The following is a 16,825-nucleotide window of genomic DNA, read 5'->3' as shown; positions in this document are numbered from 1 at the left end:
GCACACGGCGATCCAGACATCAACGTCCTTACGGCTCGGGCGTGTTGCCTACCACGCGAGAGCCGGATCGCGCGGCTGATATCTGGCCACTTTCCGAGGCGTTCGGAGCACGATGACGGGCAACTGCGGACGGGGCGGCGGGATTTCCGCGGAATCGATCGCACTTTCTTCGGCCGATCGATTATTTTCAGCCAATCTCCGGGCATGACAGAACCTGACGGCGAGAAGCTCGCCGCCCTGGACGCCCTGTTTCACCCTGGTTCGCTCCCCACCCCTTCCCCGATCCCCCTCTCCAGCCTCTCCGAATATTTCTCCCGACTTCTCCCGAAAACGCCCCTCGGTCGCGGTGCCTCTGGCACATGCCCCCGGAGAGGCCGTCAACGGCGCGACGCCTGCTCCGGCGGCCGGTTCCGAGCCCGTCTCCGACCCCGCCCGAGGTCGCCCGCGCACCCGTCTGCCGAGCCTGGGCCGCCACCTTCTCCGCGCCCGGGGCCGACGCCGGCCCCGTACCGCTTCCGCACCATCCCCGCACCGGTTCCGGCTCCCGGTGCCGCGCCGATCCCCTCCACGGCCCCGGACCGGTTCCCCCGCACGGTCCGGGAGGCGTCTCCCACCTCCCGGACCGGTCCACCGCCTGCGGGGAATGAGGCGGCAGTGTCCCCCAGCCCACTGTTTCCTTCGCAGTGGGCCGACCCACGCGGCAACCATGGAAGCCCTTCAGGAACAGCCGGACGAGAGCGCACGGCCGGGCGCACGGCCACACGCCGGGAGCACGCGCGAAACCCGGCGGACACCGCCTCCACGCTGCGCGAACACCGCCTCCACGCCGCGCGGACGCCGCCCTCGGGAGCGCACGGACAGGGCCCCCGGCGGACACGGAGCGGCCCCGGCGGGGCGCATCGCGCGGACCCTGGCCGGGCCGCCCGCGCCAGTCCCCCGCGCCGTACCCGCGACGGCTCCGCACCACTTCGCGCGATGCTCTCGTGCGGCCCTGCCCGAGGGTTCGGCGCCGACTCCGCGCGCCCCCGGACGGACCTCGGACGAGGCGCCGGACGACCCGGGACAGACCCCGGGTCGGTGTCCGGGGATGGCGCCGCACCGGGCTGCCCCGGTCAGCCTCCGAAGGACCCCGCGCAGGACACCGCACCGAGAACGGACCGGTCCCCCGGGCGGCCCCGGGAACGCCGCACGGGGCCGCCCGGCACCGCCCGCGCCGGCACGGACAACAATCCCGCCATACGGACGTCTGCCCCTTAACGGTAGGGATGCGGCGAACTACGCTGGGTTCACTGAGGTTCTCGGCAGGAGGCATATTCCTCGGGGCTCCGCCACATGCGTGTGCGGCCGGAGTGCCGGGGTCCGTCCCTGGGGAGGACACGGTACGAATGCCGCGCGCCGCAACGGTGACGCGGCGGCCGTCTGTGTGTCGAGGGGTGACGCATGTCCAGGGAGCAACGAGGACCGAACGAGAAGCTCGGAACCGTTCTCGCCCTCGCGGGAATCAGCAACGCCGGGCTCGCCCGACGGGTCAACGACCTCGGGGCTCAACGCGGTCTGACCCTCCGGTACGACAAGACCTCGGTGGCCCGGTGGGTCTCCAAGGGCATGGTGCCGCAGGGTGCCGCGCCCCATCTCATCGCGGCGGCGATCGGCGCCAAGCTCGGCAGGCCGGTCCCGCTGCACGAGATCGGGCTGGCGGACGCCGATCCGGCGCCGGAAGTCGGGCTGGCCTTCCCGCGCGATGTGGCCGAAGCGGTCCGTTCCGCGACCGAGCTCTACCGGCTGGATCTGGCCGGGCGCCGAGGAGGCAGTGGCGGGATCTGGCAGTCGCTCGCGGGCTCGTTCTCGGTGAGCGCGTACGCGACGCCCGCGTCCCGCTGGCTGATATCCCCCGCCGACCCGTCGGTGGAACGCGATGCGAGCGCCGCCCGGGCGGCCGTCCTCGGCCCCCAGGGCGCAGAGGGCGCACACCCGGGTACGGGGGCGCACGCCGCTCCGGGTGCCCCGGCCGGGGGCACGGACGCGGCACGGGCCGCCGAGCCCGCCGCGGGGCACGGCATACCCGACGGGGCGAACCCTCCGGAGCAGGCCGGCACACCGAGCCCGGCGGGGTCGGCGAGGCCGGCAGAGGCGTCCGGCACGCGCGGACAGCCGGAGGCGCGTGCCGCGGCGGGTACGCGTACGGCCCCCGGTGCGCAGCCGGCGCGGCCGGGTCCGGGAACCCCGGCACCGGGCGCCCCGCGCACGAAATCCATCCCCGCCCAGCCGGGCCCGCAGAGCGCGTCCACGTCCCGGGGCGGAACGGCCGCCAGGGCCGCCTCCCCCGCCAAGGCCGTCGGGGCCGCCAAGACCGCGCCGTCGGCCCCGCCCCGGCCCAGCGGCACGGGCGCGAGTGCCGGCCCGGCCCCGGCCGCCCATCCGGTCACGAGTGACATATCCCCCCTGCGGGTCGGTCACAGCGATGTCGCCAAGCTGCGCGAGGCGGCCCAGGACGCCCGCCGCTGGGACTCCAAGTACGGCGGCGGGGACTGGCGTTCCTCCATGGTTCCCGAGTGCTTACGGGTCGACGCGGCGCCGCTGCTGCTCGGTTCGTACAGCGACGAGGTGGGCAGGGCCCTCTTCGGCGCGGCGGCCGAACTGACCCGGCTCGCCGGCTGGATGGCCTTCGACACCGGGCAGCAGGAGGCCGCGCAGCGCTACTACATCCAGGCGCTCAGGCTCGCGCGGGCCGCGGCCGACGTGCCTCTCGGGGGGTATGTCCTCGCATCGATGTCGTTGCAGGCGACCTACCGCGGGTTCGCCGACGAGGGGGTCGATCTCGCCCAGGCGGCCGTCGAGCGCAACCGAGGGCTCGCCACGGCCCGCACCATGAGCTTCTTCCGCCTGGTGGAGGCCCGCGCCCACGCGAAGGCGAACGACGCGCCGACCGCGGGGGCCGCGCTCAAGGCCGCCGAGAGCTGGCTGGAGCGTTCCCGGGACGGCGACGCGGACCCGTCGTGGCTGGGCTTCTACTCGTACGACAGGTTCGCGGCCGACGCCGCGGAGTGCCACCTCGACCTGAAGGCGCCCCGGCAGGTGCGGCGCTTCACGGAACAGGCCCTGTCCCGGCCCACCGAGGAATTCGTCCGCTCGCACGGGCTGCGGCTCGTGGTGTCCGCGGTGGCCGAGCTGGAGTCGGGGAACCTCGACGCGGCCTGCGCGGCGGGAACCCGCGCGGTCGAGGTGGCGGGCCGCATCTCCTCCGCGAGGACCACGGAGTACGTACGGGATCTGCTCCACCGCCTCGAACCGTACGGGCACGAGCCGCGCGTCGCCGAGCTGCGTGAACGGGCCAGGCCGCTGCTGGTGGCGCCCGCCTGACCGGTCCGCCGGGCCCGTCGCCGGGCGTGGTGCACGTAACAACGTCGTGCGCCCGCCCGCGCCCGCCCGCGCCCGCCCGCGCCCGCCCGCGCCGGGACGCCGCACGCGGCCCGGCGCGGCACATCGGCCGAAGGCGCCCGAAACGTCCGTGCGCGGGCGCGTACCCGGGCCGGGCACGCGCCCGCGCACGTGATCGACGAAGATACGCGCCACGCTGGGTCTCACTGGTTTGAGTGCGATGTCAGCGGGTCAGTGCACTATCGGGGTGGGAGGTGGCGTGGTGACGACGCATGCGGCGTACGACTGCGACGTGCTGGTGATCGGCGGCGGAATCGTCGGCCTGTCGACGGCGTACGCCCTCACGCGCACCGCTCCCGGCACCCGGGTGACGGTGCTGGAGAAGGAGTCCGGGCCCGCCCGCCACCAGACCGGGCGCAACAGCGGCGTGATCCACAGCGGCATCTACTACCCACCCGGCTCGCTCAAGGCCCGCTACGCGGTGCGCGGCGCCGCCGAGATGGTCGAGTTCTGCGCCCAGCACGGCATCACGCACGCCGTGACCGGGAAACTGATCGTCGCGACCGAGCGGTCCGAGCTGCCCCGGCTGCATGCGCTGGTCCAGCGCGGACGGCGGAACGGACTCCCGGTGCGGGAGCTGGGGCCCGCCCAGATCGCCGAGTACGAGCCCCGTCTGCGCGGGCTCGCCGCGATCCGGGTCGGGACGACGGGGGTGTGCGACTTCACGGCGGTCGCGGCCCGGCTCGCCGCCGAGGTGGAAGCCGCGGGCGGGGCGATCCGCCACGGCTCGGAGGTCGTCTCGGTCGACCGGCGCCCCTGGGGCGTGGCGGTGCGCACGGCGGACGGCGCGGTGGTGCGGGCCCGGGTGCTGGTCAACTGCGCGGGGCTGCACTGCGACCGGGTGGCACGCCTCGCGGGCGACGACCCCGGAATGCGGATCGTGCCGTTCCGGGGGGAGTACTACGAACTGGGACGGCCCGAACTGGTGCGGGGGCTGGTCTATCCGGTGCCCGACCCGGCGTTCCCGTTCCTCGGGGTGCATCTCACCCGGGGCCACGACGGCGGTGTGCACATCGGCCCGAACGCGGTACCGGCGCTGGCCCGCGAGGGATACGCGTGGCCCGTCGTGCACCCCCGCGAGCTGGCGGACACCCTGGCCTGGCCGGGCGCCTGGCGGATCGCGCGCAGGCACTGGCGGTACGGGGCGGGCGAGGTGCGCCGTTCGCTGTCGAAGCGCGCGTTCACGGCGGCGGTGCGACGGCTGCTGCCCGATGTCACGGAGGCTGACCTGCGGCCCGCCCCGGCCGGGGTCAGGGCCCAGGCGGTGCTGCGCGACGGCACCCTGGTGGACGACTTCCTGATCCGTGAGGCCCCGCACACCGTCCACGTACTGAACGCCCCGTCGCCCGCCGCGACGGCCTCCCTGCCCATCGGGCGGGAGGTGGCACGCAGGGCACTGCTCCGGGCGCGGGAGACGGGGTGGAGACCCCCCACCGTAGAATCGGGGCATTGTGTCTGAGCCCTTGAACCCCTCCGCGCATCCTCCCGCAGACCGCTCCGCGGGCGCCTCCTCGGCGGCGGTGCACTCGTCCCCCGCCGGGATTCCGGACGATCTGCGCGCCGCCTCCTTCGAGCGGCAGCGCAGGCTCCGCCAGGAGCCGCGCTTCCCCGGCGGTCCCGCCATCGATCCGGCCGGATCGCACCACGAGCGCCGTATCCGCAGCTTCCAGCCGCGCCGGAGCCGTGTCACACCCGGCCAGGAGGACGCCCTGAAGCGGCTCTGGCCCCTCTGGGGCCTGGACATCGACGGGCGGCGGGTCCTCGATCTGCCCGAGTTGTTCGACGGGCTGCCGGTCGTGCTGGAGATCGGCTTCGGCATGGGCGAGGCCACCGTGCAGATGGCCGCCGGCGATCCGGGGACGGGCATCCTCGCCGTCGACGTGCACACCCCGGGTCAGGGCAATCTGCTCGGTCTCGCGGACCGTGAGGGCCTGTCGAACGTCCGCGTCGCCAACGGTGACGCGATCATCCTGCTGCGCGAGATGCTGGAGCCGGACTCGCTGGACGGGCTGCGGGTGTACTTCCCCGACCCGTGGCCCAAGAAGCGCCACCACAAGCGGCGACTGATCCAGCCGGAGTTCCTCGACCTGGTGGCCCGGCGACTGAAGCCCGGCGCCCTGGTGCACTGCGCGACCGACTGGGAGCCGTACGCGGAGCAGATGCTGGAGGTGCTGACCGCGCACCCCCTCTTCGAGAACACCGTGCCCGAAGGCGGCTACGCGCCGCGCCCCGCGTTCCGGCCGCTCACCCGGTTCGAGGGCCAGGGCCTCGCGAAGGGCCATGTCGTGCACGACCTGCTCTTCACCCGCCGCTGACGGTCCCGGCGCCGCCCACCGCCGGCGCCGCCGTCACCGTCCCGGCGCCCTGGCGGCACACCGCCGTTCCCGGGTGCCCCGTCACCCCACCGGCGCCGCCCGTCGCCTCATCACCACCCCACCGGGGCTCCCCGCCGCTCCCCGCCTCCGCCGCCCCGCCCCCTCGTCGGCGCCGCCGACATCCCGCCACCGACATCCCGCCACCGGCACCCCACCACCGGCCTTCGTCGGCATTCCCCGTGGCCGGTGTCGGTGCCGCTCGTTAGGGTCGTGGGGTGGTACACGAAGGGTCTGTCCAGCAGCGGCAGCCGCAGCCGGCCGTCCCGCTCCTCGAGGAGCAGCGGGTCGGCGAGATTCTGGCGGCCGTGCCGGAGCGCAGGCACTGGCGGTACCGGCCGCGTCGCGTCGGCATGATGTGGCGCAGCCGAACGTTCCGCATCGTGGCCGTGTGCACGGTGCTCGCGCTGTGCGGCCTGGCGATCCTGGCCCTGGTCCGCGATCAGACGGGCACCGAGGGCTTCCTCGTCGGTCTCGGCCTCGCGGTGCTGCCCGTGCCGCTCCTGATGGCGGCGTTCCGCTGGCTGGACCGGGTGGACCCCGCGCCCTGGCGGAACCTGCTGTTCGCCCTCGCCTGGGGCGCGTTCGCGGCGGCCCTGATCGCGATCCTCGCGAACTCCTTCGCGACCCGCTGGATAGCCACGGCCACCGCCGACCCGTTGAACGCGGACAACCTCGGTGCCACGGTCATAGCACCGGTCGTCGAGGAGAGCGCCAAGGCCGCCGCCATCCTGTTGGTCTTCCTGTTCCGAAGACGCGAGTTCAGCGGAATCGTCGACGGCGCCGCCGTCGCCGGTTTCACCGCGAGCGGCTTCGCCTTCACCGAGAACATCCTCTATCTGGGCACCGCCTTCGGTGAGGACCAGCAGATCGGGACCTCGGGCGTCGTCTCGGTGACCGCGGCGACGTTCTTCGTGCGGGCGGTGCTGTCGCCGTTCGCCCACCCGCTCTTCACGGTCCTGACGGGAGTGGGCTTCGGGCTGGCCGCCGCCAGCGCCCGGAACCAGTGGTTCCGTCGCCTCGCGTTTCCGTTGCTGGGGCTCGTCCTCGCCATGGGCATGCACGCGCTGTGGAACGGGTCGGCCTCCTTCTTCGGCCCGCTCGCCTTCTACGCCGTGTACGCGGTGATCATGGTCCCGCTCTTCGGTGTGGTGACCTGGCTGGTGATCTGGGCGCGCCGACGCGAGCTGCGTGCGCTCGCCGCCGAGCTGCCCGCCTACGCGGCGGCCGGCTGGCTGGCCCCCGCCGACCCGCTCGCCCTCTCCTCCATGCGGGCCCGCGGCCTGGCCCGGGACGCGGCCCGGCGGAGCCACTTCCCCGGCACCGGGACCGGCTGGGGGAACCCGTACGGACCCGCCCCGGTCCTGTACCCCGCGCCGGCTCACCCGACCGTGAACGGCCACGGTCCGGCCGCCGTGAACGGTCAGGGCCCGGTCCCCGCGTACGGCCACGCCCCGGCGGCCCCGGCCGGTGCCCCCGCCCCCGCCCCCGCCCCCGCCCCCGCGCGAAGCACGGCACAAAGCAGAGCACAGGCCAAGGCACAGCGCGAGGCACGGGCCCAGGCCAAGGCACGGGGCAAGGCCGCCGCCCGCACCGTCGCCGAGTACGAATCGTTCGCGATGTCGCTGGCCTCGCTCCGCCGCCAGGGCCGCCGTGGGACGGCGGGCCCGGACTTCGCCGTACGCGAGCTGGAGCTGCTGCACCACCTCTGGGAACGCCGGGACGTGGCCGCTCCCGCCCTCGCCTACGCGGCGCAGAGGGCGGGGCTCCTGCGCCCGCGCCCCTTCCCGCCCGCTCCGCCCGCGTACTGGCTGCCGCCGGGCCCGGGAGCGTTCCCGCCCCCGCATCAGGCGTATGGCGGCCACAACCCGTACCGATAGCCGAAGACGTGTGAACGCCCCGGGGCCCCGGGGCGTTCACGGGTAGTGCGCCGACGACGCCCGCGCGGCGGGGTCGGCCACGGACGGGAACGGGGCCGCGGGCGGAGTGCGGCCGAGGGCCGGGATCCGCCCGTCAGGCCCACCGGACGGCCGGGCGAACGGTCAGGCGGACGCCTCGGTGAGGTCGGCCAGTTCCTTCTCGGTCAGCCGGAGGTCGGCGACGGCCGTCAGGGCGGGCAGCTGCTCGACCGTACGGGCCGAGGCGATCGGCGCGACGACGGTCGGCCGGGACGCGAGCCAGGCCAACGCCACGGTCGCGACCTGCGCGTCATGGGCCTGCGCGACACGGTCGAGTGCGGCGAGGACCTTACGCCCCCGCTCCGACTCCAGGTACTTCGCCGCGCTGCCCGCACGCACGCTCTCCACCTGGGCCCCCGCGCGGTACTTGCCGGTCAGGAAACCGGAGGCCAGGGCGTAGTACGGGACGGCGGCGAGCCCGGCCCGGGCGGCCGTGTCCTGGAGCGCGCCCTCATACGTGTCGCGGGAGACCAGGTTGTAGTGCGGCTGGAGGGCGACGTAACGGGCCAGCCCCTCGCGCTCCGAGAAGTCCACGGACGCCTGGAGCCGTTCGGGGCTGATGTTGGACGCGGCGATCTCCCGCACCTTGCCGGCCTTCACCAGCCCGTCGAGGGCGGTGATGATCTCCTCGACCGGAACGGACTCGTCGTCGAAGTGCGTGTAGTAGAGGTCGATGTGGTCCCTGCCGAGCCTGCGCAGCGACTCGTCCGCCGCCGCCTTGATGGTGGCGGCGGAGAGCCCCTTGTAAGAGGGGTGGGAGCCGACCTTGGTGGCGATGAGGACATCGGAGCGGTCGGGGCGTGCCGCGAGCCACTTGCCGATGACGGTCTCCGACTCGCCGCCCTCGTTGCCCGGCACCCAGGCGGAGTAGGCGTCGGCGGTGTCGATGAAGTTGCCGCCCACCGCCGTGTAGGCGTCCAGCACGGCGAACGACTGCGCCTCGGCGGCCGTCCAGCCGAAGACATTGCCGCCGAGGGCGAGCGGGAAGACGTGCAGATCGGAAGAGCCCAGCTTGCGAAGAGAAGTCATGCGTGGATCAACGTGTTCCCGTCGATCGGGTATTCCGTCCATCGGCCGCCCGGGGGACGGCCGATGGACGGTCCCCCGGACGGCCGGACGGCTGGGGTCGCCAGGACCGCACGACGTCTCGGGGTACGGGGACCGCGTATCCGCTCAGGTCGCACAAGGACCCGAACGGGCCCGGAGACGTGCTCAGATGTTGAGGCCCTTGCCCCGCAGCCAGGACATCGGGTCCACGCCCGTGCCGTCCGCGGTGTGGACCTCCAGGTGGAGGTGCGGGCCCGTCACATTGCCGGTCGCGCCGACCCGGCCGATGGTCTCCCCGGTGGAGACCTTCTGACCGATGCCCACACCGATCGAGGACTGGTGGCAGTACCACACCTCCGTGCCGTCCTCCAGCTCCAGCACCGTGCGGTAGCCGTACGAACCGGACCAGCCCGCCGACGTGATGGTGCCTCCGTGAACGGCCTTGACCGGGGTGCCCGTCGGCGCCGCGAAGTCGAGGCCGGTGTGGTGACCGGAGGCCCACATCGTGCCGGCCTGCCCGTATGTCGAGGTGATCGTGTACGAGCTGGTCGGGATGGCGTAGCTGGCGGCGAGCTTGGCGAGCCGCAGGGCCTCGGCCTTCTTCCTGGCCTCCTCCTCGGCCTTCTTCCTGGCCTCCTCCGCCTTCTTCTTCTCGGCGGCGGCCTTGGCCTCGGCGACGTCCTGCTGCTTCTTGGCCTCGGCGGCGGCCTTTTCCGCGGCGGCCCTCTCCTGGGCCTCCCTGGCCTCGGCGTCGGCGGCGGCCTGCTGCTGCTCGGCCTGCTGGAGGATACGGGCGCGGAGCGCCTCGCCCGCGTCGGTCGTGCCCTGCTCGGCCTCCGCGGTGGTGATACCGGCGGTGGTGAGCGGGGCGGTGTCGGCCTCGGCTCCGTCGTTCTCGGAGTCGTCGGAGAGAAGGGAGCCCACGCCGGGAAGGGACTTGGCGTCGGGCAGTTTGTCCGTGATGGCGTCGGGAAGGGAGATGGAGACCGGCGGCTTGCCCTGTGCGGTGGCCATGCCGCCCGCACCGACCGCCGCGATGACGCCGACCCCGAGTACCGCGGAGCTGCGGGCGAGTCCGCTGCGCTGCTTGGTGACGCGGTGCCTGCCGCGCACCGGGCGGACGGACTCCTCGGTGGGGTTCCACTCCTCCCAGCCACGCTCGGAACCGGAGTCGCCGTCGACGCGGAAGTCGACGCCGGAGAAGGCCGCGGTGGCGGCCACGTCCGGTTCGCCTCCCTGGTCCACGGCGCCGAGACCGGCACCGGGCACCGCCGCCATGCCGATCGTTCCGTGGTCGGAGCCGTAGGCGGCACCGGAGCCGTAGCCGGGGCCCGCGCCGTAACCGGGGCCGAAGTCGGCACCGAACGCGGAGTCGAGCCGGGTGGGGGCCTCGGGGGCAGGCTTGTTGGACGCCACGGGGGCGCACTCCTTTCCTTCCTTCTCGCCTACCGGGTTAGCTGACGGGTTCGGAGCAGGAAGGTCTCCTACGGGCTCCGCGTCTCTCACGAGACCCGGATGTCCGATTCACCCCAGGGTGTTGGTTCCCCGGTTCCCTTGCGGAATTCGGCGCTCGCGCACGGTGCCGCCTCTGACGACGGCTGGGACGACCGCGCTGCGTTATCGAACGTTAATAGACACCCGCCCCTGATTCCAAGCCGCTCCCACCGATCGTTCACGCCCACGGCCTGGACTTTAATGGACATCTCGGGGCGTAATCAGACGAGTTGATCGTGCCTCAACCGTTATCTATTTTCTGACGTTGCGTCAATTGTTATGCGGAGCGACGCCTTTCGATTACAGACGGTTGCAGGCCCGGCCCTGCCGACTCCCCGCCCCTCCGGAACACCGCTGCCCGCCCGATCCCCCTCCGACTGGCCGCCCCGGCCCCCGAGCCCTCCGCCCTTCGCACCCCGCCGACCGCCCGAACCAGCCGGACCGACCGTCACATCGGGTCCGGCCCCACGATCCGGACGGTCCTGCGCCGCTCCGGCTGCCCTTCCGCGGGGCGTACGACCGCGAGCAGGGCCAGATCGTCGGTCGTCTCGCCCCCCGTGTGCCGCCGTACGTCGTCGGTCAACGCGGACAGCAGTTCCTCCGGCCCGGGAAAGATCCGCCCGCGCAGCCGGGCCGCCGGATCGTAGAAGACCCCGTCCGCGTTCCGCGCCTCGGAGAGGCCGTCGGTGTAGAGCAGCAGCGTCGCCCCCGGCGGCAGCTCCCACGCGTCCGCCCGGTCGGGCCACGCGCCCAGGTCCATCCCGAGCGGCAGCGCGGGCATCGAGGGCTCCAGTACGTCCAGCCTCCCGTCCGGGTACAGCAGGATCGGCTCGGGGTGGCCGCGGTTGACGATCCGCACCTGGCACAGGCCGGCCGGGATCTCGGCCAGCACGGCGGTGGTGAAGCCCTCGACGGCGTCGGGACCGCCCCGGCGGGTGCCCCACTCCCGCACCAGCGCGCGCTCCAGGCGCCGCGCCACGCCCTCCAGCGAGCGTTCCTGTTCGGCCGCCTCCCGGAAGGCCCCGATGACCACCGCCACCGTCTCCACGGCGTCGAGCCCCTTGCCCCGCACATCGCCGACCACCAGCCGGACTCCGTACGGGGTGTCCGTCACTGCGTACAGGTCGCCGCCGACGAACTCGTCGGCCTGCGCCGCCTCGTACCGTGCCGCCACATGCAGCCCACCGATCCGGTCGGAGGGCTTCGGCAGCACCGCCCGCATGGCCCGCTCCGCGATGACACGGGCGGAGGCCAACTGCTCGTTGCTCCGCCACACCACCCGGTTGATCACCACCGCGAGCACCGAGACGGTCGCCAGGGTGAGCAGCTCGATCAGTGGAACAGCCGCCGGCAGCGAGTCGGATGCCAGCCGGAGCGCGATGACGGCCAGCATCGAGGCGATGCCGGTGAGCACGGTGGTGGACAGCGAGAAGAACGGCGCGGCGATCAGCGGCGCCGCCACGAACAGCGGAATGGCGGTGAAGACCGACGGGGTGAACAGATCGAACAGCAGCCCCCCGATGATCATCAGGATCGGCAGCATGCGCACGAACCGTCTGGCGCCGACGCCACCGGCACCGGCGTGTCCGCCGCGCCGCTTCAGCCGCTTCCACACCTGTGGTCTCCTGCCCGGTACACGCACGGCTGCGGACGGTACCGCGCCCCGCACCCAGGCTCACCGGAGCACAGCCGCGCGGCGACTCCGCATCGCCCAAGAGAGGGACGCTCGTGGCGCACCTCACACACCATCCACGCCTCTCGCACCATACGACGATGGCCCGGAAACACTCCGGGCCCGGCACGCTGTGCGCGTACCGGGCCCGGATTCAGTAGCGGGGACAGGATTTGAACCTGCGACCTCTGGGTTATGAGCCCAGCGAGCTACCGAGCTGCTCCACCCCGCGTCGGTGAACACAACTCTACGCCATGTCCGACGCGCTCGTGACCACCTCCGCCGACGAGCGGGCCGGACGGCGTTCCGAGGCGGCCCCGGAATCGAGGGCCCGCGCCGGAGACGTGGACGCGGCGGCGGCCGTCAGACGCTCTCCCCCGTCCTGCGCGCTCTCGACATGGGTCTCGACGCCGTCGAGGAGGCGCCGGACGCCGAACCGGACGACTGGCACCACCGCACCCCCGCCCGCCCCGCCCGGGGCGGGGCTCTCATCGGGGCCGGACCCCCAGGGCGGCGACGGTGGGGAATCGAACCGTCTCCAGGATGTTCTCCAGCACCTGTGCGTAGCCGAGGCCCATCAAGGCGAGGTCCAGGGAGAACCGCGCCAGTCGTGGACGGCCGAGGAGATGAACCTGGCGAGCGCGGCCATGCCCTCGTGGCCCAGCCCGGTGGCCGAGAGGCTCCGCAACAGGGTCTCGAACCAGGCGAGTTGGTTGGGCCCGATCAGGGGGCTTGATCTGCACCTGCACGAGCCGGTCATGGCGCCGGTAGACCTTCCACAGCTCCTCGACCCACAGCTCGCCCTCGGCGCGCCCCCGGCCGCCCGTCACCTCGGACATGTCCCGGGGCAGCGCCGCACGCGACGTCCGCCATGATGCCGACGAGCCGCGCCTTGCCGGGCACGTACCGGTACGGCGGCATGGTGCTGTAGCCGAACTCGCCCGCCACGCACTGCATCGACAGCGCTCCCAGTGCCTCGGCGATGGCGATGGTGTTCACCGTCCCGACGATCCGGGCCACGCTCGGCCTGGGCCGCGGACCGGCCTTTCCCGCGCCGCCCGAGGCGGACCTCGCCGAGCGGGTCGCGTATCCATCTGCCGCTCGGGCCGACGACGGGCCGACGACGGGCCGACGGAAGCGAAAAACATGCCCCGAGAACGCCAAGTACCCCAACCCAGATGCGCTCTGAGCTGGGGCCCGTGTGTAGGCCGCGTGGGACTCGAACCCACAACCAACAGATTAAAAGTCTGCTGCTCTGCCAATTGAGCTAGCGGCCCGCCCGCTCAGCATAACGGTACGGTCGTGCCGCCCTCACGCCTTATCCCCGATGGAGCGAGCCGAGCCCTGCTCCCCTCCCTGATCAGTTGTTGTCGGAACTCCACAACGCAGACACGGACGGACGGGTCGAGCGGCTGCCGACCGAGGCACTCATCGGTCCGGCCACGCGCGCCCTCCGCCCAGCAGAAAGGCGCAGGCGATCGACTGGCGCCCCCCGGCGCCCGGGGAGCGGTCGGAGCCCCCTCCCCGCCCCGGCGGTGCCGCGCCCCCGAGTCAGCCGCTGGCTCGTCATAGCCGTTGCTCCCGTCATAGCCGTTGCTCTCGTAACAGCAGTTGCCCATGTGACAGAGGCGAAAAAGGAAAGCGGGCCCGCTCGTGAAGAGCGGACCCGTTTTCCGGAGGTTTACGGCCGGTGCCGACGGACCTTCAGCGGGTCCGTCTCATCGCCCGGCGCGTTCAGCCGTTGCGCTTCCAGCGCGGCTTGTCGTCGCGGCGGCCGAGGGAACCGGCGCCCCGGTGGTCGTCACGGCGGCCGTACGGGCGGTCGCCGCCGGAGCGGAAGCCGCCCGACGGACGCTCGTCACGACGGTCGCGGTTGAACGGACGGTCGCCGCCACCCGAGCGGTAGCCGCCGGGGCGGTCGTCACGCCGGTCCCGGCCGAAGGACGGACGGTCGCCGTCACGACGGTCGAAGGAGCGGCCGCCCCGGTCGTCACGGCGGTCGTGGGAGCGGAAGCCGCCCGACGGACGGTCCTCGCGACGGTCCCGGCCGGAGGACGGGCGGTCGCCGTCACGGCGGAAGCCACCCGACGAACGCTCGTCACGACGCTGGAAACCACGGTCGTCCCGACGGTCGTCACGGCGGTCCCGGCCGGAGGACGGGCGGTCGCCGTCACGGCGGAAGCCACCCGACGAACGCTCGTCACGACGCTGGAAACCACGGTCGTCCCGACGGTCCTCGCGCCGGTCGTGACCCCCGCGGTGTCCGCCGCGGCCGTCCCGGCGCTCGAAGTTGCCGCGCTCGTCGCGCCGGTCCTCCCGCGCCGTGGGCTGCTCCGGTACGGAGATGGAGGCCTCGATCGCGGCTTCCGCCTCCGCGGCGACCGCGGCGATCGCGACCTCGGGGTCCTCGCCCCGCTCGCGCGCGGCGCGGGCGATCAGGCGGTCCGCCTCCTCGCGCAGCTCTCCGGCGCGGCGCTGGACGCGCTCCAGCTGCCGGGTCAGCTCGACGACCTCACGCTCGGCCTGCTTGGCGGCGTTGGCCGCGGAGTCGGCCTGGACCTCGGTGAGCGAACGGGCACCGGTGATCTCGGCGACCTCCGGGTCGAAGGCGCCCGCGCCGCCCATGATGTGGCGCGACGCCTCGACGCCCGCGTCCTCCATGAGGCGGAAGATCTGGCGGCGCTGGTGCGGCAGCGCCAGCGAGACGACGACCCCGGACTTGCCCGCGCGGGCAGTACGTCCCGAGCGGTGCAGGTAGTCCTTGTGGTCACCGGCCGGGTCCACGTTCAGCACCAGGTCGATGCCGTCGACGTGGATGCCGCGGGCGGCGACGTCAGTCGCGACGAGCGCGTTGACGTAGCCGTCCTTGAAGTCGGCGAGCACGCGGGTACGGGCGCCCTGCGTCATGCCGCCGTGGAGGGCGTCCGCCTTGACGCCCGCCGCGACGAGCTGCTCGGCCACGCGGTCGGCGCCCAGCTGGGTGCGGACGAAGATGATGGTGCGGCCCTTGCGGGCGGCGATGGCGGAGGTGACCGGCGCCTTGTCCTTGGGCTTCACGACGAGGACGTGGTGCGTCATGGTCGTGACGTTGCCCTGGGCGCTGTCGACCTCGTGGCTGACCGGGTTGTCCAGGTAGCGCGCGACCAGGGTGCCGATCTCGTTCTCCATCGTCGCGGAGAAGAGCATGCGCTGACCGCCGGCCGGGATCTGGTCGAGCAGCTCGGTGACCTCGGGCAGGAAGCCCAGGTCCGCCATCTGGTCGGCCTCGTCGAGGACCGCGACCTGGACGTTCTCCAGGGAGCAGGCACCCCGGTTGATGATGTCGCGCAGCCGGCCGGGGGTGGCGACGAGGATGTCGACGCCGCGCTCCAGCGCGTAGATCTGGTTGCCCATCGACGTACCGCCGCAGACGACCTTCATCCGCAGGCCGAGCACGTCGCCGTACGGCTGGAGCGCGTCCGCGACCTGCATCGCGAGTTCACGGGTCGGGGTGAGGATGACCGCGCGGGGCTTCTTCTTCTCCGTGTGGCCGTCGGCCAGCGCGGCCAGCGTCGGCAGACCGAAGGAGAGGGTCTTGCCGGAACCGGTACGACCGCGGCCCAGGATGTCCTCGCCGGCCAGGGCGTCCGGGATGGTCGCGGCCTGGATCGGGAAGGGCGTGGTCACACCGTTCTGCGCGAGCTTGCGGACGATGCCCTCGGGCAGCCCCAGGTCGGCGAAGGTGATGGTCGGCCCGGCCTCGTCGGCGGATTCGGCCTCGGCCGGCTCCGCGCGGGGGGCGGCGGCCTCCTCGACGGGCGCCTCGCCGCTCCCGGCGAACACCTCGGTGCCGACGAACTCTTCGTTCCCGGCGTTGAACTCTTCGTTCCCGGCGTTCTCGACGCCCTGGACGCCCTCGGCGCTCTCGGGCATGACGACGCGGTCAGAACTGGAAATTGACATGCGAAATGCGAAACCTTCCGGAGTCTCGGCACGCGCCCGTAACTCCGTGATTCGCAAGGTCGACCGCCTCTATGCGGTCCAGCCACGGCAAGGGAGAGTACGCGCCACACGGCGCGCTTCTGTTTCGGCGCCGGGCAATGGGATCAAACGATCTACTACCATACGCACTCACCCCCACATCGCGCAAACCGCCCTCTCACCCCTCGCCTCGCCCCGCCCCGCTACATCGGCTCGTCCTGCGGCGAGACCTCCGGCGTCCGCAGCGCCGTCGGCTCGTCCGGCAGGCTCATCGCGTAGGCGCGGAGCTCGGCCGCCGAGGACGCGGACGGCTGCGGCGCCGGCTCCGAGGGCTCGGGTTCGGGAGAGACCGGCGGCTCGGGGGCGGGCGACTCGGACGGCGGCGGCGAGGGCTCGGGCCGCTGCGGCACCTCGGAGCCCGGCGGCGAGACCTCGGGCACCGGCTGCCCGCCGCCCCACTCCGGCGCCGGTACGCCCGGCTCGGACGGTACGCCTGGCTTGCCCCGTTCCGTCCGCGGGTGCGCATCGGGCGAGCCCGAAGGGGTGGCGGACCCGCTCGGCCGTGTGGTCTCGGCCGCCTCCCGCTCGGAGTGCGCCTCGGCACGCCCGCCCCCGGCGCGGTAGCCGCCCGTACCGGACACGGTGTCGCCGTCCGGCCCGGCCGCGCTCCCCTTCGGATCGGGCGACGGCTTCGACGACGGCTTGCCCCCGTCGTCGCCGATGCTCATGCAGCCGGTGGACGCGGCGACCGTCACCGCGATGACGGCCGCCCAGCGGGCGGAAAGGGACAACTGGCGCACGGCGGTACCTCCGGGGGTGCAAGGAGAGGCAGGCGGAAGGGGCGGAGAAACGGGACGGGGCGGGGGTACGGCGGGGAGAGGCAG

Annotated in this window: 12 protein-coding genes, 2 tRNA genes and 1 riboswitch; of the genes, 5 read left to right on the top strand and 9 right to left on the bottom strand. The window is 73.2% G+C overall.

Annotated elements, in window-relative coordinates; all coding sequences use genetic code 11:
- Positions 1 to 1,440 precede the first annotated feature (1,440 nt).
- From ACIHCL_RS19215 to ACIHCL_RS19200, 4 genes are all read left to right on the top strand, one after another.
- On the top strand, positions 1,441 to 3,360 hold the full coding sequence (locus ACIHCL_RS19215; RefSeq protein ID WP_399863173.1) for a sporulation protein: 1,920 nt from the start codon (positions 1,441 to 1,443) through the stop codon (positions 3,358 to 3,360).
- Between the two features lie 280 nt (positions 3,361 to 3,640).
- Entirely contained in the window at positions 3,641 to 4,897 is a 1,257-nt protein-coding gene (gene lhgO, locus ACIHCL_RS19210) for an L-2-hydroxyglutarate oxidase (RefSeq protein WP_399863172.1), read from the top strand.
- Positions 4,890 to 5,753 (top strand): tRNA (guanosine(46)-N7)-methyltransferase TrmB, encoded by an 864-nt coding sequence (gene trmB / locus ACIHCL_RS19205; protein WP_399863169.1) that lies wholly within the window; start codon positions 4,890 to 4,892, stop codon positions 5,751 to 5,753. Before lhgO ends, trmB begins: the two co-directional genes overlap by 8 nt.
- A 410-nt stretch (positions 5,754 to 6,163) precedes the next feature.
- A complete protein-coding gene (locus ACIHCL_RS19200; protein WP_399863220.1) occupies positions 6,164 to 7,690 on the top strand; it encodes a PrsW family intramembrane metalloprotease in 1,527 nt (508 codons plus the stop codon).
- Positions 7,691 to 7,852: 162 nt separating this feature from the next.
- Here the strand turns inward: ACIHCL_RS19200 and ACIHCL_RS19195 are convergent, their stop codons facing one another.
- The 6 genes from ACIHCL_RS19195 to ACIHCL_RS19170 all read right to left on the bottom strand — a co-directional run bounded on the left by ACIHCL_RS19195 (position 7,853) and on the right by ACIHCL_RS19170 (position 12,820).
- Positions 7,853 to 8,797 carry an aldo/keto reductase gene (locus ACIHCL_RS19195; protein ID WP_399863167.1) on the bottom strand — a complete coding sequence of 315 codons (945 nt, stop codon included), beginning with the start codon at positions 8,795 to 8,797 and terminating at the stop codon, positions 7,853 to 7,855.
- A 183-nt stretch (positions 8,798 to 8,980) separates the two neighbouring features.
- On the bottom strand, positions 8,981 to 10,231 hold the full coding sequence (locus ACIHCL_RS19190; protein ID WP_399863164.1) for a M23 family metallopeptidase: 1,251 nt from the start codon (positions 10,229 to 10,231) through the stop codon (positions 8,981 to 8,983).
- Positions 10,232 to 10,242: 11 nt separating this feature from the next.
- Positions 10,243 to 10,394, bottom strand: a riboswitch (cyclic di-AMP (ydaO/yuaA leader).
- A 363-nt stretch (positions 10,395 to 10,757) separates the two neighbouring features.
- On the bottom strand, positions 10,758 to 11,852 hold the full coding sequence (locus tag ACIHCL_RS19185) for a PP2C family protein-serine/threonine phosphatase (protein ID WP_399863217.1): 1,095 nt from the start codon (positions 11,850 to 11,852) through the stop codon (positions 10,758 to 10,760).
- A 287-nt stretch (positions 11,853 to 12,139) separates the two neighbouring features.
- A tRNA-Met gene (locus ACIHCL_RS19180) sits at positions 12,140 to 12,213 on the bottom strand.
- Between the two features lie 15 nt (positions 12,214 to 12,228).
- Positions 12,229 to 12,432 (bottom strand): hypothetical protein, encoded by a 204-nt coding sequence (locus ACIHCL_RS19175; protein ID WP_399863162.1) that lies wholly within the window; start codon positions 12,430 to 12,432, stop codon positions 12,229 to 12,231.
- Between the two features lie 37 nt (positions 12,433 to 12,469).
- A complete protein-coding gene (locus ACIHCL_RS19170) occupies positions 12,470 to 12,820 on the bottom strand; it encodes a hypothetical protein (protein ID WP_399863160.1) in 351 nt (116 codons plus the stop codon).
- A 143-nt stretch (positions 12,821 to 12,963) separates the two neighbouring features.
- On the opposite strand from ACIHCL_RS19170, the gene ACIHCL_RS19165 reads away from it, so the two are divergent.
- On the top strand, positions 12,964 to 13,170 hold the full coding sequence (locus tag ACIHCL_RS19165) for a hypothetical protein (RefSeq protein WP_399863158.1): 207 nt from the start codon (positions 12,964 to 12,966) through the stop codon (positions 13,168 to 13,170).
- Positions 13,171 to 13,185: 15 nt separating this feature from the next.
- On the opposite strand, the gene ACIHCL_RS19160 is transcribed toward ACIHCL_RS19165, so the two are convergent.
- The 3 genes from ACIHCL_RS19160 to ACIHCL_RS19150 all read right to left on the bottom strand — a co-directional run bounded on the left by ACIHCL_RS19160 (position 13,186) and on the right by ACIHCL_RS19150 (position 16,741).
- Positions 13,186 to 13,258 (bottom strand) — tRNA-Lys (locus ACIHCL_RS19160).
- A 457-nt stretch (positions 13,259 to 13,715) separates the two neighbouring features.
- On the bottom strand, positions 13,716 to 15,923 hold the full coding sequence (locus ACIHCL_RS19155; protein ID WP_399863156.1) for a DEAD/DEAH box helicase: 2,208 nt from the start codon (positions 15,921 to 15,923) through the stop codon (positions 13,716 to 13,718).
- A gap of 221 nt (positions 15,924 to 16,144) precedes the next feature.
- Positions 16,145 to 16,741 carry a hypothetical protein gene (locus ACIHCL_RS19150; RefSeq protein WP_399863154.1) on the bottom strand — a complete coding sequence of 199 codons (597 nt, stop codon included), beginning with the start codon at positions 16,739 to 16,741 and terminating at the stop codon, positions 16,145 to 16,147.
- Positions 16,742 to 16,825 lie beyond the last annotated feature (84 nt).

This window comes from Streptomyces sp. NPDC052042 (assembly GCF_044548345.1).
GTDB lineage: Bacteria > Actinomycetota > Actinomycetes > Streptomycetales > Streptomycetaceae > Streptomyces.
This window is presented reverse-complemented; position numbering and strand designations above follow the sequence as displayed.